At 53.7% G+C, this 22,622-nt stretch carries 22 protein-coding genes; 3 read left to right on the top strand and 19 right to left on the bottom strand.

Annotated features, from left to right (window positions below):
* Positions 1–7: 7 nt before the first annotated feature.
* The 12 genes from J2T14_RS17250 to cymR all read right to left on the bottom strand — a co-directional run bounded on the left by J2T14_RS17250 (position 8) and on the right by cymR (position 10,330).
* A complete protein-coding gene (locus J2T14_RS17250; protein WP_307472647.1) occupies positions 8–940 on the bottom strand; it encodes a peptidase U32 family protein in 933 nt (310 codons plus the stop codon).
* 94 nt (positions 941–1,034) lie between these two features.
* Positions 1,035–2,075 carry an endolytic transglycosylase MltG gene (gene mltG / locus J2T14_RS17245; protein ID WP_307201019.1) on the bottom strand — a complete coding sequence of 347 codons (1,041 nt, stop codon included), beginning with the start codon at positions 2,073–2,075 and terminating at the stop codon, positions 1,035–1,037.
* A 200-nt stretch (positions 2,076–2,275) separates the two neighbouring features.
* Entirely contained in the window at positions 2,276–2,587 is a 312-nt protein-coding gene (locus J2T14_RS17240; protein WP_307200177.1) for a DUF1292 domain-containing protein, read from the bottom strand.
* A complete protein-coding gene (locus tag J2T14_RS17235; protein ID WP_307200178.1) occupies positions 2,587–2,883 on the bottom strand; it encodes a DUF1292 domain-containing protein in 297 nt (98 codons plus the stop codon). The genes J2T14_RS17240 and J2T14_RS17235 overlap by 1 nt, the downstream gene beginning before the upstream one ends.
* 8 nt (positions 2,884–2,891) lie before the next feature.
* Entirely contained in the window at positions 2,892–3,308 is a 417-nt protein-coding gene (gene ruvX / locus J2T14_RS17230) for a Holliday junction resolvase RuvX (protein ID WP_307200179.1), read from the bottom strand.
* Positions 3,309–3,370: 62 nt separating this feature from the next.
* Positions 3,371–3,634 (bottom strand): IreB family regulatory phosphoprotein, encoded by a 264-nt coding sequence (locus tag J2T14_RS17225; protein WP_307200181.1) that lies wholly within the window; start codon positions 3,632–3,634, stop codon positions 3,371–3,373.
* A 105-nt stretch (positions 3,635–3,739) separates the two neighbouring features.
* Positions 3,740–6,373 (bottom strand): alanine--tRNA ligase, encoded by a 2,634-nt coding sequence (gene alaS / locus J2T14_RS17220; protein WP_307472645.1) that lies wholly within the window; start codon positions 6,371–6,373, stop codon positions 3,740–3,742.
* A 357-nt stretch (positions 6,374–6,730) separates the two neighbouring features.
* On the bottom strand, positions 6,731–7,801 hold the full coding sequence (locus J2T14_RS17215) for an AI-2E family transporter (RefSeq protein WP_307200185.1): 1,071 nt from the start codon (positions 7,799–7,801) through the stop codon (positions 6,731–6,733).
* A 159-nt stretch (positions 7,802–7,960) separates the two neighbouring features.
* A complete protein-coding gene (locus tag J2T14_RS17210; RefSeq protein ID WP_307200186.1) occupies positions 7,961–8,164 on the bottom strand; it encodes a hypothetical protein in 204 nt (67 codons plus the stop codon).
* Positions 8,165–8,177: 13 nt separating this feature from the next.
* Positions 8,178–8,714 (bottom strand): PRC-barrel domain-containing protein, encoded by a 537-nt coding sequence (locus tag J2T14_RS17205; protein WP_307200187.1) that lies wholly within the window; start codon positions 8,712–8,714, stop codon positions 8,178–8,180.
* Between the two features lie 18 nt (positions 8,715–8,732).
* Positions 8,733–9,890, bottom strand: coding sequence for a cysteine desulfurase family protein (locus J2T14_RS17200; RefSeq protein ID WP_307472947.1), 1,158 nt, complete (start codon positions 9,888–9,890; stop codon positions 8,733–8,735).
* A 20-nt stretch (positions 9,891–9,910) separates the two neighbouring features.
* On the bottom strand, positions 9,911–10,330 hold the full coding sequence (gene cymR, locus J2T14_RS17195) for a cysteine metabolism transcriptional regulator CymR (protein WP_307200188.1): 420 nt from the start codon (positions 10,328–10,330) through the stop codon (positions 9,911–9,913).
* Between the two features lie 213 nt (positions 10,331–10,543).
* Between cymR and mnmA the strand changes: the two genes are divergently transcribed.
* Entirely contained in the window at positions 10,544–11,686 is a 1,143-nt protein-coding gene (gene mnmA, locus J2T14_RS17190; protein WP_307472643.1) for a tRNA 2-thiouridine(34) synthase MnmA, read from the top strand.
* Positions 11,687–11,915: 229 nt separating this feature from the next.
* Here the strand turns inward: mnmA and J2T14_RS17185 are convergent, their stop codons facing one another.
* A complete protein-coding gene (locus tag J2T14_RS17185; RefSeq protein WP_307200190.1) occupies positions 11,916–13,277 on the bottom strand; it encodes a hemolysin family protein in 1,362 nt (453 codons plus the stop codon).
* A gap of 278 nt (positions 13,278–13,555) precedes the next feature.
* On the opposite strand from J2T14_RS17185, the gene J2T14_RS17180 reads away from it, so the two are divergent.
* Both J2T14_RS17180 and J2T14_RS17175 read left to right on the top strand, forming a co-directional pair.
* Complete coding sequence (locus tag J2T14_RS17180; protein WP_307472641.1) at positions 13,556–14,149, top strand: copper resistance CopC family protein; 594 nt, start codon at positions 13,556–13,558, stop codon at positions 14,147–14,149.
* Positions 14,149–15,234, top strand: a complete 1,086-nt coding sequence (locus tag J2T14_RS17175) for a copper resistance D family protein (RefSeq protein WP_307472639.1) — start codon at positions 14,149–14,151, stop codon at positions 15,232–15,234. Before J2T14_RS17180 ends, J2T14_RS17175 begins: the two co-directional genes overlap by 1 nt.
* A gap of 79 nt (positions 15,235–15,313) precedes the next feature.
* On the opposite strand, the gene J2T14_RS17170 is transcribed toward J2T14_RS17175, so the two are convergent.
* The 6 genes from J2T14_RS17170 to J2T14_RS17145 form a co-directional block, all read right to left on the bottom strand.
* Positions 15,314–16,615, bottom strand: a complete 1,302-nt coding sequence (locus tag J2T14_RS17170) for a replication-associated recombination protein A (RefSeq protein WP_307472637.1) — start codon at positions 16,613–16,615, stop codon at positions 15,314–15,316.
* 438 nt (positions 16,616–17,053) lie between these two features.
* A complete protein-coding gene (locus tag J2T14_RS17165; protein ID WP_307472635.1) occupies positions 17,054–17,725 on the bottom strand; it encodes a YdeI/OmpD-associated family protein in 672 nt (223 codons plus the stop codon).
* Positions 17,722–18,477, bottom strand: a complete 756-nt coding sequence (locus tag J2T14_RS17160) for a tRNA threonylcarbamoyladenosine dehydratase (protein ID WP_307200197.1) — start codon at positions 18,475–18,477, stop codon at positions 17,722–17,724. Before J2T14_RS17160 ends, J2T14_RS17165 begins: the two co-directional genes overlap by 4 nt.
* Positions 18,478–18,510: 33 nt before the next feature.
* Positions 18,511–20,322, bottom strand: coding sequence for an aspartate--tRNA ligase (aspS, locus tag J2T14_RS17155; RefSeq protein WP_307472946.1), 1,812 nt, complete (start codon positions 20,320–20,322; stop codon positions 18,511–18,513).
* Between the two features lie 51 nt (positions 20,323–20,373).
* A complete protein-coding gene (gene hisS / locus J2T14_RS17150) occupies positions 20,374–21,633 on the bottom strand; it encodes a histidine--tRNA ligase (RefSeq protein WP_307472633.1) in 1,260 nt (419 codons plus the stop codon).
* Positions 21,634–22,454: 821 nt separating this feature from the next.
* Positions 22,455–22,616, bottom strand: a complete 162-nt coding sequence (locus J2T14_RS17145) for a hypothetical protein (protein ID WP_307472631.1) — start codon at positions 22,614–22,616, stop codon at positions 22,455–22,457.
* Between the last annotated feature and the right edge of the window lie 6 nt (positions 22,617–22,622).

The following is a 22,622-nucleotide window of genomic DNA, read 5'->3' as shown; positions in this document are numbered from 1 at the left end:
CTTTCGATCAATACACTTGTTCTTTGAAGAAGAAGCCGTAATTCAGTTCCCGCTTTGGATCCTGTACCGCACGTATTTCATCGAGCCATTCTTCCTGGAATTCATAACCTTCCGGGTCCGCCGTATAAGCGTCAATGACTTTGCGGTAGGCGCGCACGACCGTTTCATTATATTCGATAGGCTTCATTAAGCCTTCGATCTTCAAGCTTTCCACGCCGATCTCGAGCAGTTCCTGCAGCGTATCCAGTATGCAAATATCGCCCGAGCTCATAATATGCGTGCCGCCCTCGTCCTCGTAGATCGGGAACCGTTCATCCGGCCGCTCGGCCTCCATTACGTACAAGCCGCGCTCTAATCCGGAATCCGCAAGCTTCTCGGGCTCTTCCTGATGCTCCATATAGCTGTTCACAAGCGAACGCTTGGAATGGTAGATGTTCGTCATGCCATGCACTTGAACCTCGATCTCCAGCTTCGTATTGGCTTTAATATCGACGATCTGCTCCATGTTAAGCTCGCGGGCCAGCACGAAGCGCGTCGCCCCTCTGCGACCCCAGTATTCGGCCGTCGCGTAATTGGTCGACGTCATCTCGGCATTCCAGTGCAGCGGCATGCCCGGCGCGTTCGCACGGGCAGCCATGAGCACGGCGGGATCGCCGAACACAATGGCATCTACACTGGCGGCCGCTAGGCCGGACACGTAAGCTGGCAACGACTCGATCACCGCGTTATCGATCAGATTGTTGATTGCTGCATATATTTTGACGCCGCGCGGTTTCGCAAGCTTGACCGCATCGGCTATCATTTCCAAAGTGAATTGTCCCGCGAGCCTTGCGCCGTAACGCGACTCCCCTATGACGAACGCATCCGCGCCCGCTTCCATTAGCCGCTCCAGCTCTTCCATCGATGCGGCCGTCGTTAATAATTCCGGCTTGTAAGCCATCGTTGATTCCTCCCCTAAAAAGCTTTGCGCAGCAAGCCGATAGGGTTATTATATAACGCCTAATTGCTTGCCGCGCTAGCTGGCCTTGCATGAATTATCCCGCTGTCTCGTTGCTCTTATCGATATTTCTCAAATGCTCATTATAGGTCTTCGCGAACAGATGCGACATCGTACCGTCTTTCTTCGTTACATAATAGAAATATTCGGATGGCTCCGGATTTAATGCCGCTTCGATCGAAGCTATGCTCGGACTTGCAATCGGCCCCGGCGGCAGTCCGTTAATCTTGTACGTATTATAAGGACTTTCAATCTGCAAATCCTTCTCCATCAGCCGCTCCTTAGGCTTATCCAGCAAGTACTGGACGGTTGCGTCGATCTGAAGCGGCATCCCTTCGGCTATGCGGTTATAGATGACGCCGGCGACAAGCGCGCGTTCTTCGTCCACGACAACCTCGCGTTCAACGAGCGAAGCGATCGTGAGCAGCTCGTGAAGCGACAGCTTCTTCTCTTCCAACTGCGCCGTCCAATCCTCGGAAAGCTCGCCTAGCTTGCGGTCCAGCTCGCTCGTCATGCGCTTAATAATGTCTTCTTCCGTACTGCCGACCTTCATCTCGTAAGTTTCCGGGAACATATAGCCTTCAAGGCGCTGGTGCAATTCGGCGTTATCCGGAATTTGGCGAACTGCCTCCGCATCGCCCCAAGTCTTCTGACTCGACACGAGATCCAGAAACTTCGTTTTGTCGATCAGGTCCTGCTCGGCGAGCTTATCGGCGATCTGGAGCACGGTGAAGCCTTCCGGAATCGTGAAGCGAATCGTCTCTGCCTGTACCGTATCGCCGGCATTCAGCTTCGCTATAATAGCGTCATGCTCCATCCCTGGATTCAGATCGTATTGTCCCGCTTGGAATTTAGCCCCTTGATCGTTCAGCTTCAAATAATATTTGAAAATAAATGAGTTGCGAATAATGCCTTGCTCTTCAAGCAGATCGGATACTTTAATCGCCGACATCCCTTTGGCGATCTCGATCCGCTTCGTTTCCCCCGCAGCCGTCGGCTGCAAGCCGTTCCAAATATAGAAGGCTACACTGCCCGCACCGACAATAATAACGGCTAGCAAGCTTAGTACTACCCACATCGTGATACGGCCGCGTTTCGGTCCGGAACGAGCATTTCCTTGGCTCTGTCCCTGCCGATCAATGGACTTGTCCAACCTTTAAACCCTCCTTAGGCTCTTATAACAAGCGTTTACGGATGAATGCTTAGCTGCTTAGAACTCAAGAAAAAGAGCGGTATAGACCGCCCTTCTCCTTGCCCCGCGTATCCGCCGGTTGCTGCCTAAGGCATTTGATCGTCCGCAAAGAGCAGATCGTCATAGGCCTCCGAAGCCGCTTCCCATTCTTCATCGTCCTCGATCGTTTCAAGCTCCGGCTCTTCGCCGTCTTGAACGACGCGGAACAGCTCGACTTCGTCTTCGCCGATCATAGCTTCAGACTGAAGCGCTGCGTAAACCGTATCGCCCAGCTGGAATTCAGCCTTAATTACGTATAGCTCCAAACCGCCGTCCTCGGCGATAAGCTCGATTTCCTTGCCGAATGCCTCTTTAAGAACGGACAGACGTTTTGGCGCTCCGCCTTCATTCGTCGACATTAATCCTGCTCCTCTATTTCGCCGAGAAGCGTATTGAATGTCTCCTCGACCATATTCCACTCTTCCTCGTCCTCGATCGTGTAGAGCTTCAGATCGTCGCCTTCTTCTTCGTAACGGAAAGCGTAAACTTCGTCCTCTTCTTCGTTGTCGCTGGCCAGCGGAACAACCATCATATATTTCTGATCCGAACCGTCAACTTCGAACTTCATGATGACTTCGAATTCTTCCTCATTGCCGTCCTCATCCGGAATATAAATAATTTCCGGCTCTTCAAACTGCATATCGTCCTTTGTCATCGTTACCCTCACCTTTTCGTTTTAGAATCGAGATAATTTTGCAAAATAAGCGTCGCCGCCATTTTGTCCACGACTAGCTTGCGCTTCTTCCGGCTGACATCAGCTTCGATAAGCATCCTTTCGGCCGCTACCGTCGTCAGCCGTTCATCCCAAAGGTGAACTGGTATGTTTAGTTTCTGCTGGATCTGATCTGCAAATGCGATGCAAATTTCGCCACGCGGTCCGATCGTGCCGTTCATGTTCTTCGGCAGACCGACAACGATTTGACTAACCTCATGCTCCTTCGCCAGCTCGGCAATGCGGTCGAATTCTCCCCCGTCCCGCCTGCGCTCGATGACGCCCGTTCCTTGCGCCGTCCAACCGAACGCATCGCTTATGGCGACGCCGATGTTCCGATCTCCGTAATCCAATCCCATCAATCTCATCTCTTGCCCTGCTCCTAAGCGTAATCGTATTGTTTCTTATGGTTCAAGTTCAAGCGCGAGACCTATGATTTCTTTGAATTCAAGTAGAAGCGGACAAGCTCTTCAATCAGTTCATCGCGTTCCTTCTTGCGGATTAAACTTCTGGCGTTGTTGTGCCGCGGAATATACGCAGGATCTCCGGACAACAAATACCCAACGATTTGGTTGATCGGGTTGTATTCCTTCTCTAGAAGCGCTTCGTGAACTGCAAGCAAGATGTCTCCAGAAGAAGATTCGACTCCCTCTGCTTTCACGTTAAACTTCATCGTTTGGTCCATTGAACTCATCGCCAGCACCTCGCTTTCCAAAACTGCATTTCACAAGCGCCCAAGGAGGCATAAAAGCTCGTTACCTTGCTTTTGCCCCCTTATTCGGCTAAATATACATACCTATCATATCACATTTGCCGCGTTTACAACTAGTTCTTCCGCAAGTTTCAACGCTTCATCCAGCTTGGATGCGTCTTTGCCGCCTGCTTGGGCCATATCCGGACGTCCTCCGCCGCTGCCGCCGCAATGGACGGCCGCCTCCTTCACGATCTTGCCTGCGTGGAAGCCCTTCTTCACGAGATCCGCGGAGACGGCAGCCGCCAGGTTCACCTTGTCGTCCTGGACCGCTCCCAGCACGATAACGCTCGATGGCAGCTTGGCTTTCAGTTCGTCAACGATACCGCGCAGCGCATCCATCGATGGCGCGTTCACTTTGGCGCTGAGCACCGCGATGCCATTTACGATCTTCGCTTGCGATTCAAGCGAACCAGCTTCAATGCGGCTAAGCTTAGCCTGCAGCGACTCGTTCTCGCGCGACAACTCCTTCACTTGGCCGAACAGCGACTCGATGCGCTTAGGCACGTCCGCCGTATTCGACTTGAGCAGCGCCCCCGACTGCTTGAGCAGATCGAGCTGGCCTTCCAAGTAGTTGTACGCATGCTTGCCGGTAACCGCTTCGATCCGACGGACGCCGGAGCCGATTCCGCTCTCGCCCAGCAGCTTGAACAGTCCGATCTGCGACGTATTCGTGACATGGCAGCCGCCGCATAGCTCAAGGCTGTAGCTTCCGACTTGAACGACGCGCACGACGTCGCCGTACTTCTCGCCGAAGAGCGCCATCGCTCCCATCGCTTTCGCTTCGTCAAGCGATTTGTTCTCGATCGTAACGGCCGTGCTGAGCCAAATCTGCTCGTTTACGCGGCGCTCGATATCGACCAGTTCCTCTGCCGTAATGCTGCCGAAGTGAGAGAAGTCGAAACGCAGACGCTCTGCTTCGACAAGCGATCCTGCTTGGTTAACGTGATCGCCAAGCACTTCCTTAAGCGCTTTGTGCAGCAAATGCGTTGCCGTATGATTTTTGATGATATCCTCGCGGATCTGCTTTGCGACGACAGCCAGCGCCGTTTCTCCCGTGCGAACCGTTCCGGACGCCACAACCGCATGATGGACGGTTTGTCCGTGAGGCGCTTTCGTTACATTCTCTACTTGAAGAGTGAAGCCATTCCCCGATAACGTTCCTCGGTCGCCGATCTGTCCGCCGCTCTCCGCGTAGAAAGGAGTACGGTCAAGAATAACGAGCACCTGGCTGCCTTCGCCGGCCGCATCAGCCATTTCGTCCCCGGACACGATAGCCGTTATCCGGGACTCTGTTACCAGTTCATTATAGCCAACAAATTCGCTTTTAACCGTGAAATCGGATAGCGGGCCGCCTTGCACCTTCATGCTGCCCGTCTCGCGACGGCCGCCGCGGCCGCGCTCGCGCTGCTGCTCCATTGCCTCGTCGAAGCCGGGGCGGTCAACCGTCATGCCGTTCTCCGCCGCGAAATCTTCCGTCAAGTCGAACGGGAAACCGTACGTATCGTACAAGCGGAACGCATCGTCGCCGCTAATCTCTTTGCTTCCTGCTTTCGTCGCCGAAGACACAAGCTCGGCCAGCATGGCCAGACCTTCGGAAAGCGTCTCGTGGAAACGTTCTTCCTCCGTGCGGATGACGCGCTCGATGAAATCGCGCTTATCTACCACCTCGGGATAGTAAACGCCCATGACCTCGCCTACGGTTCCGGTGAGTCCATGGAGGAACGGACGGTCGATGCCGATGGTCTTACCGTAACGCACAGCGCGCCGCAGCAAGCGGCGGATAATGTAGCCGCGTCCTTCGTTCGACGGCATAACGCCGTCGCCTACCGCGAATACAACCGTACGGATATGGTCGGCAATCACTTTAAGCGCAACGTCGTGGTCTTCGTTGACATGATACGCAACATTCGCAAGGGAACAGGTGCGGTCGATGATCGGCATGAACAAGTCGGTATCGAAGTTCGAATCCACGTCTTGAAGAATCGAAGAAAACCGCTCAAGACCAGCGCCCGTATCGATGTTCTTATTCGGAAGCGGCGTGTAGCTGCCGTCCTTGTTATGGTTGAATTCCGAGAATACGATGTTCCATACTTCGAGGAAGCGCTCGTTCTCTCCGCCCGGCCAGCATTCCGGATCGGACAGATCCCCGTATTTGTCGCCGCGGTCGTAGAAAATTTCGGTACAGGGTCCGCAAGGGCCTTCGCCGATATCCCAGAAGTTTTCGTCCAGCTTGTAGATGCGTTCCTCGGGCAGGCCGATTTTCTTGTTCCACAGGGCGAATGCTTCTTCATCCTCCGGATAGACCGTTACGGACAGACGCTCAGGATCGAAGCCGATCCATTGCGGGCTTGTCAGGAACTCCCAGCCCCATGTAATCGCATCCTCCTTGAAGTAGTCCCCAATGGAGAAATTGCCGAGCATTTCGAAGAACGTATGGTGGCGGCGCGTCTTGCCGACATTCTCGATGTCGTTCGTGCGGATGCACTTTTGCGAGTTCGTAATGCGCGGGTTCTCCGGCACGACGCGGCCGTCGAAGTAAGGCTTAAGCGGCGCCATGCCCGCATTGATCCACAGCAGCGACGGATCGTTGTGCGGCACGAGCGATGCGCTCGGTTCGATTTTATGGCCTTTGCTTTCGAAGAAAGCAAGCCATTTGGCACGTATTTCACTAGCTTTCATAATAAGTACGCCTCCTCTATTGTGGGAAAAACAAACAAAAAACGCCCCTGTCAAAGACAGGGACGAATGTATTCGCGGTACCACCCTGGTTATTGCCGCGCCGAACTTCCACGCACAAGCAATCGCCTTAGCAGACGGTAACGGGTCCAACCGGCGAAGTTCGTTCGCGCTCCGAAATCAGCTTTCGGCCACTCTTCGTCATCAAGCCTTCTCAACCGACGCTGGCTTCCGTCGCAAGGACAGGCAGCGAAGAGGCTTTCTCTCTGGCTAACGGGCAATGGCTTACTTCATTTCATCAAAGCTTTCCTAATATAACACTATTCTAGTATCAAATTATAGCTACGCCGTCAGCGGCTGTCAAATGATCTTTCTTCGCACGTAGTAAGCGAATATGTGCTGCACAATGACCTTGCATGCGGCGAAAATCGGTACGGCCAGTATCATGCCGACGATGCCCGCTATCTCTCCCCCGACAAGCAAGGCGAATATGATGAGCAGCGGATGCAAATGAAGCGTTCTGCCGACGACCTGCGGCGAGATCACGTTGCCTTCGAGAATTTGGCAAGCCGTATTTACGATGGCGACGAGCAGCACCATTTTAAAAGACACGGTTGAAGCGATTAAGAGCGCGGGCGCAGCGCCGAAGAATGGACCCATATACGGGATGACGTTCGTAATCGCCACGATGCTTGCAAGGAGAAGCGCGTAAGGCATCCCGATAAAGAGATAACCGAGATAAGCCAACACGCCGACGATCAGGCATACGAGAAACTGCCCTCGAATGTAGCTGCCAAGCGCCGAATCGATGTCCTTGAGCAACCTGACCGTGTTTTTGCGATGCGATTTCGGCACGTAAGTAATGACCGTCCTCTCGAACACGTCGAAATCCTTCAATATATAGAAGGCGAGGAATGGGATAATGAAAGCGATGAAAACGGCGTTCAGCATCGAGCCGATATTGTTGATGAAGCTAAGCAAGCTCTCCGACACCTTCTTCTCCATCTGCAGAAGCGACTTGTTGATGCCTCCGCGGAAACTCTCCGGCAGGAAGGATGTGTTGTTGATGTCCGACACGATATTTTGCGCGCGCATCGATAATTCGGGCACATGACGGTTGAACTCCTGCACCTGTTCGATGAACATCGGAATCAGATTGACAAGCAGTACCGTAATAGCGGCGCAGAACACCGCATAAATCAAAAGCACGGCGATCGTCCGCGGCACTTTGCGCTCATGCAGCATCGAGACGATCGGGTTAAGCACATACGATATAATCATGGCGATAATAAAAGGGGCTAACACCGCTCTCAGAAACACATATACGTTCAACAGCAACGGCTTAATGAGCAACAGCAGATAGATTGCGATCAAGCCCAATATGAGATAAACCAGCCAGACAAACAGACGGCTGTTCGTGAAACGCTCCACCGTCCACACCCCCGTACGATCTTCTAACGCTTCCGAGCGTTCATGCCGGATCTGGTAAAGTATATGTACAAGCGGTGCAAATCATCCTTGGACGGCAAAAAAAAAGGCGGCCCCGGATAGGGCCGCTCTTTGACGTTCATATCGTATGGCACAGGCCGATCAATTAATCTGGACCTGCGACTCCGCAATTTCATCTTCGAAGAACAGATCGTCAAGCGAACTTAACGTACCGTCCTCTTCCACTTGGTAAACCGACATTTTGTCGCCGTTAACCGTCAGTTCAATAAAGCAGCCCCAACAGTAGAACTGGTGGGAACCGATCTTGCCTATATCTTTGGAATTGCAATTCGGACATCTCATCATCTTACATTTCTCCCTATCCTTTGAAATTGGAAGCTGCGACAGGCTCCAATTCCGCTTCACTGACAGCAGGAACGATAATCGCGTCTTCCCCGAGTAATACGGTATCTGGATCACTCGGCGCCTTCAGCCATTTACGCCCTTCCATCAGATCCGAAACAAAACCGTCCGTAAGCTCGTAGCCTACTATTTGTGTACCCTGAAACGGATAAAAATAAACATCCGATACGCGGCCAAGTTGAATCCCTTGCACCGTTACGACGGGCAAATCCTTCAGCTTGACGATCCCGGTATAAAAGGATCGAAGCACTTCCTTCGGCTTGAGCCTCGCTACCGCGCCCTCGCTGCTAATAATAACTGTATCCTCGCCGCATGTCAGCACGTCAGGCCAGCGAACGATCTTGAGCGATGTGGCGAACCATCTCGGACTCTCCAATACAAGCCCTTGAAGCTGCCAATGCTCGTCGAAGTAAGCATCCTTAACCGTTCCAACCAGCTTACCCGAATGAATAACGATAACGGGAAGTCCAATAAGCCGTTGAAGTTTAATCACGCCTTGATTCGAGGCCTCCTAGTGGTTATTACGAATACGCCGCACGATTGTCGCAATTTTGTGTGAGGCTTCTTCTAATTCCTCCATAGTATTCCCCAAACCGAAGCTAAATCTTACCGCCGACAGAAGCCGCTCCTGCGGTATGTCCATCGCTCTTAGCACATGGGATCGCTCCAGTGCGCCCGAGGTGCATGCCGATCCGCTTGACGCGGCAATGCCTTCCAGATCGAGATTCATAAGCATCGTCTCGGTATCGATACCGACAAAGCTAATATTAACGATATGAGGCAGGGTATGCTCCTCGCTCCCGTTCACGACGATTGATATGTCCGGCAAAGCGTTTCTAAGCAGTTCTACCCATCTATTACGAAGCTTGTCCATAAAAGGTTGCTTCTTCTCGCGTTCGTTCACACAAATGTCAACAGCGGCGGAAAAACCGACAATGCCGGGCACGTTTTCCGTGCCTGCCCGGCGCTTGCGTTCCTGCGAGCCGCCATGCTGGATCGGTTCATATGGCGTGCCATTCGCTATATATAAGGCGCCTACCCCTTGAGGGCCATTGATCTTATGAGCAGAGAAGCTCATGAGATCGACCGGCAGCTCGTTCAAGCGATAAGGCACGCTGCCTAAGGTTTGTACGGCGTCGACATGGAGCAAGGCTCCGCCCGCTCTTGCGATCCGGCCAATCTCTTCGATCGGCTGTATCGTTCCGACTTCATTGTTGCCATGCATGATACTGACGAGCCCCGTCTCCGGTGTCATTGCCGCCGCAACCGCTTCCGGCGCGATGCGTCCTTCCTGATCAACGGAAAGGTATGTCACGGAGAAGCCCTCCGTTTTGCTAAGCCACTCGCAAGTGTGAAGGACGGCGTGATGCTCGGTTGCCGACGTCAGAATATGGTTCTTGCCGAGCCGTCGCATGGCTCGCGCCGCCCCGATTAACGCCGCATTGTCGCTCTCCGTTCCGCCGGAGGTGAACAGCAGCTCTGCGGGACGGCAGCCGATCGCCGCCGCGATGAGATCGCGAGCGCGGTTCACCCGCTGCTTCGCTGCTCTTCCGAACGCGTGCATGCTGGAAGGATTGCCTCCCGGTCCTTGCATCACCTCGAGCATCGTCTTCGCAACCTCGGGATGCATCGGCGTCGTCGCCGCATGGTCAAAGTAATATCGATTCATCATGGCCGTCTCATCCTTACTTAGATATAGAACATGTAGCTGTCCGCTTCGCCGGCATCCTGGAACGAGATCATATCGGCAAGCGTCGTTGAATCGAGCACCTCTGCGATGCTGTCGCGAATGCGAAGCCATAAATCGCGCTTAGCCGGGTCGTCCTCTTCCGTGAAGTCAACCGGCGATATCGGTCCTTCGAGAATACGAATAATGTCTCCGGACGTAATCTGTTCCGGATCCTTCGATAGAATATAACCGCCGTATGCGCCGCGAATACTTTTAACGAGCCCTGCATTGCGAAGCGGAGCGACAAGCTGCTCCAAGTAGTGCTCGGATAAATGATTGCGTTCCGCGATGCTTTTCAGCGAGATCGGCCCTTCGCCGAACTTAGCTGCGAGCTCCATCATAATGGTTAAGCCGTAACGGCCCTTCGTTGAAATTTTCAAAGTAGGCACCCCTTTTAATCGATTATATTTGGATGTTGCATTCATCGTTGTTCTTATTGCCCTTTAATCCACTGTATTCCCATATCACTTCTATGTTAACATATCCCCTGCTGGACATGTGCAAAAAGGTTGTCATCTTCATGAAAAACTTTTGCACGTATGATACAATAGACGTGATTTTCACGAAATCACAAGCAAGGCGGTGTTACACCTATGACAAAACCAATCAGCTCCACAAGAGTTGTCGTCGGCATGTCCGGAGGCGTCGATTCCTCCGTTGCGGCGCTGCTGCTCAAGCAAGCAGGCTATGACGTTGTCGGCATATTCATGAAGAACTGGGACGATACCGACGAGTTCGGCCATTGCACGGCCGAAGAAGACTCCGAGGACGTACGCCGCGTCTGCGATCAGATCGGCATCCCTTATTATACCGTTAACTTCGAGAAGCAATATTTTGATAAGGTGTTCACTTACTTCTTGGATGAATACAAACGGGGGCGCACGCCTAATCCGGACGTCATGTGCAATCGCGAGATTAAGTTCGGCGATTTCCTGCAGCGGGCGCTCGAGCTTGGCGCAGACTACTTGGCGACCGGCCATTATGCCCGCGTGGAGCGCGATGCTGACGGCGTAACGAAGCTTCTTCGCGGTGTCGATTCGAACAAGGATCAGACGTACTTCCTCAGCTCGCTCAATCAGCGTCAGCTGGAGAAGGCCATGTTCCCGATCGGCCATCTGCCGAAGCCCGAAGTTCGCCGCATCGCGGAAGAGGCTGGACTGCATACGGCGAAGAAGAAGGACAGCACCGGCGTATGCTTCATCGGCGAACGCAACTTCAAGGAATTTCTAAGCGGCTACTTGCCTGCCCGCTCCGGCGATATGATCGATATTCGCAGCGGCGAGAAGAAGGGCCGCCATGACGGCCTGATGTATTACACGCTGGGCCAGCGCCAAGGCCTAGGCATCGGCGGCTCCGGCACTGGCGAGCCTTGGTTCGTTGCCGAGAAGGATTTGGAGAGCAATGTTCTATACGTCGTGCAAGGCGAGCAGCATGCCAGCCTCTACTCGGAGGGCTTGTCCGCCAGCGGCTTCAACTGGATCGCGCCGTCGCTGCCGGAAGAGCCGTTCCACTGCACGGCCAAGTTCCGCTATCGCCAGCAGGATCAAGGCGTAACGGTCACGATGCGTCCGGACGGCACGGCAAATATCGTATTCGACAAGCCGCAGAAAGCGGTCACGCCGGGCCAAGCCGTCGTCCTGTATGATGGCGACGTTTGCCTCGGCGGCGGTACGATCGACGTCGTTCACAAAGTAGACCCGGCGGCATTCGAAGCTAAAGTTCAAGTTCAAGCTTAAGCACCCCCTCCTATGTTGGATAGTTGCAGTAACTTCGACCCGTTGCACCGCTATCCAAACCTGTGTTGGATATATGCATTAACTTTACCGTGAAACGCTTCAAGAAGCCCTTTCATGAGCGAAGTTGATGCAAAAATCCATTATAGCTAACCATCCGCCCGCATTAACAGAAAACAAAGGCTGTCTCTTAAGGTCATCGAATATGACCTCGGAGGCAGCCTTGTTTTTTCTAGCCTAATTGGCTGGAGCTGGAGCTGGAACTTCCGCTATCCCCCCCGTCCGAGTGCCCGTCATCCTTGCGAACGATGATGCGGGAGACGCGCAAATGATCGGTTTCCTCGATGATGAAGGTGTAGCCGCCGGGATAAGTGACGCGCTGATCTCTTTTCGGCGGAATATCGATTTGCGAATAGATCCATCCCCCGATCGTATCGAAATCATCGGTTTCAATATCGAGTCCGAAGTAGCTGTTGACCGCCTCAATCAGCATCAGCCCGTTAATCGAATAAGTGGCGTCGTCCTTCCTCTCAATATCGGCCCGCTCCTCGTCGAATTCATCCTGAATTTCGCCGACGATCTCCTCCATAATGTCTTCCAGGGTCACAAGCCCCGACGTACCGCCGTATTCGTCGATCAATATCGCGATCTGCGTCTTTCTCTTCTGCATAAGCTTAAGCAGCGTGCTGATCTGCATCGACTCCGGCACGGACGTAATCGGCCGCGTAATCTGTGCAATGTCGCTAATGCTATGCGCCGTGTCTTTCAGTAGATCCTTAATGTGAATGAAACCGATAATATTGTCCTTATCGTTCTCGCACACCGGGTAACGCGTCAGCATCTGCTCCAGCGCGATCCGTTTATTGTCTTCTATCGTCAATGCCGTGTTCAGGCAGATCATTTCGGTGCGGGGGATCATAATCTCGCGCGCGTTCGTTTCCGTAAAATCGAATATATTATCAACAAGCGTCAGCTCCGTATTGTCGATGAGCCCGTTTTTGTGGCTTTCCTTCATGAGAATACGTATTTCTTCTTCCGTGTGCGCCGCGTCCTTTTCCGTTGCCGGCTCGATGCCGACCGCTTTAAGCAATTGATTAGCCGTGCCGTTCAACAGCCATATTAAGGGATACATCAGCTTGTGAAAAAAAACGAGCGGCGTCGCCGTCAGCAGCGTAACCGTCTCGGACTTCCGGATGGCGATCGTCTTAGGGGCCAGCTCGCCGAGCACGATATGAAGCACCGTGATGAAGCTGAATGCGATAATGAACGAAATCGTATGGATGAACACATCGTTCCGAAAGCCGATACGGGCAAACCAAGGCTCAAGCAAGCTCGCCACGGCCGGCTCGCCGATCCATCCAAGCCCCAGCGAAGCAAGCGTAATGCCAAGCTGGCAAGCCGATAGATACGCATCCAAATTGCCCGTTATGCGGGATGCCAGCTTCGCGCGCGAATGTCCTTCGGAGATGAGCGCGTCGATGCGGCTTCCCCGGACCTTCACCATCGCAAATTCGGCAGCGACAAAAAAACCGTTCATGAATACCAAAACGACAATAAGCGCTAACGACAATCCGAGCGGTAAAGGGTCACCCAACGAATTCCTGCCACTCGCTTAGGCACAGCCTGCGGCGATGACAGGCGCACCTCCTTTGTTAGACAAAGATTCGGCAATCTTTGTGTAATGTGTAATGATGTATATTCGCCGTACGCCCGCCAACATGCATACCTGAGAGCCGTACGGACATAAATTTGTCAAATGCTAAGACGAATAAGCCATTATTTTTTAAGCTAACGCAAACCGTAATCTGATATAATGCAATCAGCTTCTGTATGCGGCCCGTCTATACAAGTCTATCTTTCAGGAGGTTTACCGTGAAAAAAATACTACTATTGTTGCTCGCAGCACTCTGGCTCGTACCGGGGGTTGCATCCGCCCACTCCAAACTTGAAACGGCAGTACCCGAGAAGGATTCAACCGTTGCCGTGTCTCCGCAGAGCATCGTGCTCTCCTATAATACAAAGATCGAGGACCTTAGCAATCTGAAGCTGTTCAACGCAGCCGGTGAGCAGATCGCCACGGATAAAGCGGTCGTTGACGACAAGTCGATGAGCGCCGCCGTCCAGTCTGAATTGCCAAGCGGCATCTACACCGTCAAATGGACGATTATCGGCGCCGACGGCCACGCCGTGGAAGGCGAATACGCATTTACCGTACAAGCAGCCGAACCGACGGTCGCGCCTGTCGCAACGGATACGCCTGCGGCAACGTCAGCTCCTACGACAGCTCCAACTACGGAGCCTTCAGCCACGAATAGCCCCTCAGAGACTGCAGCGCCGGATACGGGTGCCGGCTATGAGGATGATTCCGGCAATAACGGCGGCAACGGCATGACTACCGCCGTTATCGTCATTGGCGCAATCATCGTGATCGCCGCCATCGTATTGCTCGCTCGGAGGCGCAAATAATGACCTACATAAGCGAAGCCTTTCTTTATATCTGCTTTGCGCTATTGACGGGCGGTCTCCTGCTCCGGATTGTACCGGAGCAGCGAAGGCCCGATGTCCGTGTACCCGATTGGTTGCTGATTGCGTGTACCATTGCCATTACCCTGCTCTCTTACGTGCCCATACATAATAATGCCGTCATTTATGTCGAAGATTTCGATATGCCGTACGGCTCTATATTAAAAAGTATTTTGCTCGACTTTAACATCGGCAAAGCATGGATTTGGACGGTCGTCGGCTCAGCCGGCCTTCTCTGCCTGCTCGGGATCAAAGCATTCAACACGGACAAGCATATGCCGAAGGTCGCGTTGTTCATTACGATGCTCTTGATCGTCTGGCTCGGTTACGCCGGACACGCTTCGTCGCTGTACGGTTTCAAAGGGCTGGTCGTCCATTCGGCGCACTTCCTGGCGGTCAGCGTGTGGATCGGCATCTTGCTTGTCATCAGCTGGTTCTCCGTTAATGATGACAACTGGAAAGCCTTCCTCGGCTGGTTCTCGCCTGTCGCTATCGTTGCCGTCATTGTCGCCATTGGCGCGGGCATTATGCTGATGTCGTTCACGACGCCGGAGTACGTCAACTCTTGGATGTTGCCTTACGGTCAGATGCTTCTTATTAAGCACTTATTAATCGTGCCGCTGCTTCTATTCGCCTTTACGAACGGGTTCGTCTATAAGAAGGTCGCCGCACGCGATGCCGGCTTCAACCCTAGACGGTGGCTGAAGGCAGAGAGCATCGTAGCCGTTCTCGTATTAGCAACAACCGCTGTGCTAGGCCAACAAGCGCCCCCGCATACGGTCAAGGAAACGCTGCAGTCCGTATCGCCGTCGCCGCTGTTCACCGGCATTTACAAAGGCAGCTTCAGCCCTGACATTACGATTAGGTTCTCGCCAGGAATCGAGAGCATCCTTATGTTTGCCGCAGCGGTGCTTATGGCGTTCGGATTAATATGGATGTACCGTACGAACCGATTGATGCCTGCTTTTCTCATGGGGCTTCTCGTCGCGGTGTTCGGCTACTTCGGCCTGATGTTTTCGATTGCGTAGTAAATAGGAAGAACCCTGACGTTTCTGCGTAAACGTCAGGGTTCTTTTTGTTATATGCCAGAAAAGCTCGAAAGCTTCGTTATTTGCGGTGCTCCTGATTTTTGCGTATTTTGTCCTCTGTCCCTTGATCCGAAGCTCTATAGAACGTAGCGCCACTAAGCGCGTCGGGCAAATACTGCTGCTTCACATAATGGTTCGGGTAATCATGCGGATATTTGTAACCTTCATGTCCGAGCTGCTGCGCGCCTTTATAGTGCGCATCGCGCAGATGCAGCGGAACTTCCGCATTGCCGGCCCTCTCAATGGCTGCCGTCACATTGCCGATGGCGATCGCGGTCGCATTGGACTTCGGACTCTCAACGGCAAATAGAATCGCTTGCGAGATATTGTATTTCGCCTCCGGCCAGCCGATCTTATGATAGGCATCCATCGCCGTCACCGCCTGGATCATCGCCTGCGGGTTGGCGAGTCCGATGTCCTCGCTGCATGCGACGATGAGCCGGCGAAGGAACGTCATCGGGTCCATGCCCAGCTTCTCGACCGCGTATAAGAACCAGAACAGCGCCGCGTCGCTAGAGCCGCGTACGCTCTTGTGGAACGCCGACAGCACGTCATACTGCGTGGACATGTCGGCTCTTATGGAAGGTTTGCGCACCGATTCCTGCGCTACCTCCAGCGTAATGCGCACCGAGCCGTCCGGCTCGGACGGCGTCGTCACCGCCGCAAGCTCAAGGGCATTAAGCGCCCGGCGTATATCGCCGCCGGCCATCGAAGCGATATGCTGCAGCGCATCCTCATCGGCATGCAGCGTCATGAATCCAAGTCCGCGCTCGCGATCCGCGAGCGCCCGGCGCATCGCTTCGTACGCATGCTCCTCGCCGAGCGGCTCCAATTGGAATAGCGTCGAGCGCGATAGTAAAGCGCCGTTCACATGGTGGAACGGATTCTCCGTCGTCGCTCCGATGAAGATGATAATACCTTGCTCCACAGCCGGCAGGAGGGCATCTTGACGCGACGTATTGAACCGGTGCACCTCGTCGAGAAACAAGATCGTTTTCTTGCCGTACATCGATTTGCTCATGCGAGCGCGGTCGATAACTTCACGCACATCCTTGACCGACGCATCGACCGCGTTCAGCTTGACGAAATCGCCCGCCGTCTTCAGCGATATAATATGAGCCAGCGTCGTTTTGCCGCATCCCGGCGGCCCATATAATAGAATCGACGACACTTGGTCGCCCTCGATCGCCCTGCGCAGAAGTTTGCCCTCTCCCACAATTTGCTCTTGCCCGATATATTCATCCAGCGTCTGCGGACGCATCCGATCGGCCAGCAGCCTTGCCCTTGGCGCTTCTTCCTCTTGGTATGAAAATAAGTCCATGCTGTCCCTCTACCTTCTCCACCTGTTAATCTGTTAACCAAATCATAGCATACAAGCACATTTGTTCGCCAGCATCGCGCAGTCGGGTGATAGTTAGCAGCGCTGCAATACACATGCATAGACTGGGTTACGGAGCTGATATCGAAGTTCGAGCCCGCATGCTCATTCGCGTAAGGGCTTATTTGATCTTACGGAGAGAAACTGCGTTCGTGGTCGCGACTGTAAGTGCGCATTGGCTCTAACGGAGCGTGTATAGAATTTCAGCTCCCTATCGCTTCCCGTGTAAGAGCGTAATTGATCTTACTGAGCGAGTCTGCTTTTGTGATCGCGTGGTGTCCACTTTGATACAATACTAGTCCGTTATTGCTTTGTTCTATCATGAAAAAAGGACCATCACTAAGGCGACGCAAGCCGCTCAAGCAATGATCCTTTTTCATATTAAAGCTTGTCCGTCGGCCGCTTCAGGCCTTGCTCCAGCTTCCCGACCATAGACGCGAGCCGTTTCGCGCGAGTATCCTCGCGCTTCGCCTCCGTTACCCAGTTAACGTAATCGCGGCGCATAGCTGCGGTCAGCGTCCCAAAGAATTGCTCCGCTGCCGGCGATGCGACGAACGCTGCGGCTACATCCTCCGGTATATCAACCTCAGCCGCGCCGGCCCGAGCTTGCACCGCTGCCACGGAAGCCGCAGCAGGTTTCTTAGCCCGAGACGGCTTCTTGACATAAGATGCTGAGCGATAGCGCATGACCGACCACGTATCGTCCAACGAGATCATCGCCACGCCTTCCATCCCCATCGTCTGAAGAAGCTTCCAGCCCGTATCGCGATTCAGATCGGTCTTGATCTTGGACGTTCCCTTCGGATAAGCGATCCAAAGCATGCCGTCTTCCTTAAGCGCGCGAATGGCTTCCGGACCTCTCGCTTCAAGATCGGCAAGCGAGGTGGCGAACAGCAGCACGTAATCGTAATTGCCTTCCCCTTCGACAGCTATGGCTTTCGTATTTGCCTCGGATAGTCCTAGCTCCGTCAAATAGCCGCTATTAGGCGGTTGAATAACGAGCACAGCCATCTCGGGACTCAGGCGGAGTTTTTTGACGAGCTCCGCATTCATACTTTAATACCTCCGGTCTCCAACAGATCCTTTACGACGACGCTGACCATAATAAGACCGGCAACCGGCGGAACGAATGCGTTGCTGGCCGGCGGCTGCTGCGCTTTGCGTATCTCCGGCGCGTTCTCCGGCACGATGCGCTGCGTGACATCCTCGCGAGGCTTATTCGGCAGCTCGGACGAGAATACGACCTTAACGCCCTTCTTAATGCCGTCCTTGCGCAGCTTCGTGCGGACGACGCGCGCAATCGGGTCGGTATGCGTCTTCGAGATGTCGACGACTTGGAACTTCGTCGGGTCCATTTTGTTAGCCGCGCCCATGCTGGAGATGATCGGAATCTTGCGCTCGAGGCATTGTTTGATCAAGTGGATTTTGTACGAAATCGTATCCGATGCGTCCACGACGTAATCGAGCGGATAAGCAAACAGCTGCTCATGCGTCTCTTCCGTATAGAACATCCGAAGCGATATCGCCTCGCAATCCGGATTAATAAGCTTTATGCGGTCGCGCATCAGATCGGCCTTCGGCTGTCCGACCGTCGTCGTCAGCGCGTGAATCTGCCGATTGACGTTCGTAATATCGACAACGTCCTTGTCGATCAGAATAATGCGGCCGACGCCGGTACGAGCCAGCGCCTCCGCCGCGATCGAACCGACGCCGCCGATGCCGAGCACGGCAACCGTGCTCCCCTTCATCAGCTCGAGCCCTTCAGGCCCTATAGCGAGCTCCGTACGTGAAAATTGATGAAGCATTCAGCTGCCGCCTCCTTGGCTATTCTGTGTCTATTATTCGGTTTGTTCCTTTGCCGCACCGGCAGCTGCCGCTACTGGCTTAGGCTTAAGCACCGTACGGATATGAAGCTGCTCAAGCTGCGACAATTCGACCTCGGAAGGAGCGTCGCAGAGCAGATCCGTTGCGCTTGCCGTCTTAGGGAAGGCGATTGTCTCACGCAGGTTCGTGCGTCCGGCAAGCAGCATGACGAGTCGGTCGAAGCCGAAGGCGATGCCGCCATGCGGAGGCGTTCCGAATTCGAATGCATCAAGCAAGAAGCCGAATTTCTCTTGCGCTTCTTCCATCGAGAAGCCAAGCGCCTTGAACATTTGCTCTTGCACGTCGCGTTTGTAGATACGCATCGAACCGCCGCCCACTTCGTAGCCGTTCAGTACAAGGTCATACGCTTGCGCGCGAATTTGTCCAGGATCGGTATCGAAGAAGTGAATATCGTCCTCGTTCGGACGCGTGAACGGATGATGTTCCGCTACGTAACGTTTTGCTTCCTCGTCATAGCCAAGCAGCGGGAAGTCAACGACCCATGCGAATTTGAATTGCGATTCGTCGATCAGACCAAGGTCGCGGCCAAGCTTCAGGCGCAGGTTGCCAAGCACGTCGGCAACGACCTTCTTCTTATCGGCGGAGAACGTAAGCAAGTCTCCTTCTTCGACTTCAAGACGCTCTGTCAATGCCGCGATCTCTTCGGGCTTCAAGAACTTCACGATCGGACCGCGCCATTCGCCGTCCTTCACCGTAATCCATGCAAGGCCTTTGCCGCCGTAGCGTGCCGCGAACGGCTGCAGATCGTCAAGCTCCTTGCGGCTCCAGCTCGCGCAGCCTTTAGCGTTCAACGCTTTGACAACGCCGCCGCCGGCCGCAACGCTTGCGAATACTTTCACGTCGCTCGTCGATACGATGTCGGTAATATCCTTCATCTCTAGGCCGAAACGAAGATCAGGCTTGTCGGAACCGTATTTGTTCATCGCGTCGGCGTAGGTGATACGTTGGAACGGCAGCGCCAGTTCTACGCCAATCGTCTCGCGAAGCAGCTTAGCCGCCAATTTCTCCATCATTTCAAGCAATTGATCCTGCGACAAGAACGACGTCTCGATGTCGACTTGCGTGAATTCCGGCTGGCGGTCTGCGCGAAGATCCTCGTCTCGGAAGCAGCGTGCGATTTGGTAGTAGCGCTCGATGCCGCCGACCATAAGCAATTGCTTGAAAATTTGCGGCGACTGCGGAAGCGCGAAAAATTCGCCTTCGTGAACGCGGCTTGGTACCAAGTAGTCGCGCGCGCCTTCCGGCGTGCTCTTCGTCAGGATTGGCGTTTCGACGTCGATGAAGCCTTCGCCGTCAAGGTAATCGCGGAAAATCTTCGCCGCTTTCGAGCGGAGCAGCAACGTCTTCTGCATTTCAGGGCGACGAAGGTCCAGGTAGCGGTATTTAAGACGAAGCGATTCGTCGACTTCAACGCCGTCTTCGATTGGGAAAGGAGGCGTCTTCGCCGCGTTCAAAACTTCGATTTTTGTTACGCGGATTTCAATTTCTCCCGTTGCCAGGTTCGCGTTGTACGTTTCCGGATCGCGTTCTACGACTTTGCCTTGCACGGCAAGCACAAATTCGTTGCGTGCGCGGTCGGCAATCGCCAGCGCGTCGCCGGAGAAGTCCGGGTTGAATACGGTTTGGACGATGCCGGTACGGTCGCGCAGATCGATAAACAATACGCCGCCAAGGTCGCGACGACGTTGCACCCAGCCGTTCAAGGTTACGGTTTGGCCTACATCGGCTTTCGTTAGGCTGCCGCAGTTATGCGTTTTTAACATCATAGTCATAATGTTCATGCTCCTCTTTTGTGGGGGATAAATTCAATCGTATATTTAGCTGTCGCTTGAACCCAATATTTCGTCGGCCAGCTTACCCAGCGCCACCTGACGCTGCTCGCCTTTGGCCATATCCTTCAGCGCAATCTCGCCGCGAGCAAGTTCATCGTCGCCGAGAATGGCCGTAAACTTCGCTTGCAGACGGTCGGCCGACTTCATCTGAGCCTTCATCTTACGGCCAAGATAGTCGCGCTCCGCGCGTATGCCGCGCTGACGCAATTGATAGACGAGCTTCGTCACCTCGCGCTCGGACGCTTCGCCAAGCGCAACGAGATACACATCCACCTCATTCAGCGCAGGAAGCTCCGTCGCTTGATGCTCCAGCAGCATGATCGTCCGCTCAAGGCCAAGTCCAAGTCCGACCCCCGGCTGATCCGGACCGCCGATCTCCGCGACGAGACCGTTGTAGCGGCCGCCGCCGCCGATCGTATCGATCGCGCCGATGCCTTCCGCTTTGTATTCGAAAGCGGTATGCGTGTAATAATCGAGGCCGCGCACGAGCCTGTGATTAATCTCGAACGGGATGCCCATGTCGCTAAGATACGTCTTGACCTTGTCAAAATGGATGCTGCATTCCTCGTCCAAGCTATCCAGAATCGATGGCGCGTCCGTGAAATGCTGCTGATCCACCTTGCAATCAAGCACGCGCAGCGGATTGCGGTCCATACGCGATTGGCAGTCCTTGCACAGCAGCTCCCGCTTCGGCTCAAGGAAAGCAAGCAGACGTTCACGGAACACGGCTCTGACAGCCGGCGTACCGACCGAATTGATCTCCACGCGAACGCCTTTCAGACCCACTTCGGTATAGAACGTGTAGCCTAGCGCAATAACCTCCGCATCAAGCGCCGGTTCTAAGGAACCGAGCGCCTCGATGCCGAACTGGTGGAACTGGCGGTAACGGCCCGCTTGCTGACGCTCGTAACGGAACATCGGCCCTACATAATAAAGCTTCGTTACGTCCGGCTCTCCATACAGCTTATTCTCCACGTAGGAGCGGACAACGCCCGCCGTTCCTTCGGGCCGAAGCGTAATGCTTCGGTCGCCGCGATCGGTGAACGTGTACATCTCCTTCTCCACGATATCGGTCGTCTCGCCAACGCCACGCTTAAACAACTCCGTCGATTCGAAGATCGGCGTTCTTATCTCGCGGTAATTATACCTGCGGCAAATATCGCGGGCCTTCTGCTCCGCGTACTGCCATTTCTCCACCGCGCCCGGCAAAATATCCTGCGTTCCCGGAGATTTCTGGAATGCCATCGTATAGCCCCCTGCCGTTATTTGTCATTGAACACAAAAAAACTCTCGCCCTAACGGCTTGCGCCGAAAGGGACGAGAGTGTAGCTCCCGTGGTACCACCCACATTCCGAGCCGCTTCCTGCTAGGAAGATGACTCGCTCCAAAACGGTTAACGTCCGTTAGCCGCAGCCAGCTAGTTCATCGCACGGGCAAGCTTGATTGCTTGCGCGCCAGCGAGGTTCACTGCCTGTTCTCCGGGAGGTCTGTTCATTCAACCGTTATAAGGACGCTTGCAGCCAAGTGGCGTCCCTCTCTGGGTATACGCGAAGAATTACTTTTTCCCATCAGCAAATCCAATTTAGTTATACTGAGGATTTATTTTACCTGCCGCCACGCGTAAAGTCAAGCGGCTCCTGTCATAAGTGTCCGTAAAAAGAAAAAGACCTACAAAACGAGTTGTAGGTCCAAAAGTAAAATATATTTTAAAAAAGGGGGTCGAGTTCTATTATAGGACAGCTGTATTAAAAGAAAGTTAGAGATTGATTACAGTAATGTTACAAATTCGAAAGCGTTTTTACAGTCTTCCTTTGCCCCTGTATTCTATGCCCCATCTGAACAGCCTGGAAGTGAGGCAAATCTCAATATTTCTGATGCTACCCTCATCGAACTCGACCGCCAACAGTGTTCTCCGCATAATTAGTAAGGCAAACCTCATTTCCCGTGAAATTAGGTTCACGGGCAATGAGATTCGCCTCACTATTTCGATCGAACACTCATAAATTGCGCGATATCGTGAGATTACCTTCATACAATTGTGAGCCAGCCTCACTGATTAACAAAAGCTAAGGATTGTCTCGCCGAGGATGCGAGGGAAATCCTGCCCACTCTTCGGCGGCCTCGACATCCTCTTCAAGCTCGGCCATGACTCTCGCTTCCCGGCGGTCCGGGTGAAGCAGCATTCTCGTAGCGCGCTCGATGCCTTGCTCCTTGCGTGATTGATGCATAAGCGG

Origin of the sequence: Paenibacillus harenae (assembly GCF_030812415.1) — a bacterium.
Lineage (GTDB): Bacteria > Bacillota > Bacilli > Paenibacillales > Paenibacillaceae > Pristimantibacillus > Pristimantibacillus harenae_A.
This window is presented reverse-complemented; position numbering and strand designations above follow the sequence as displayed.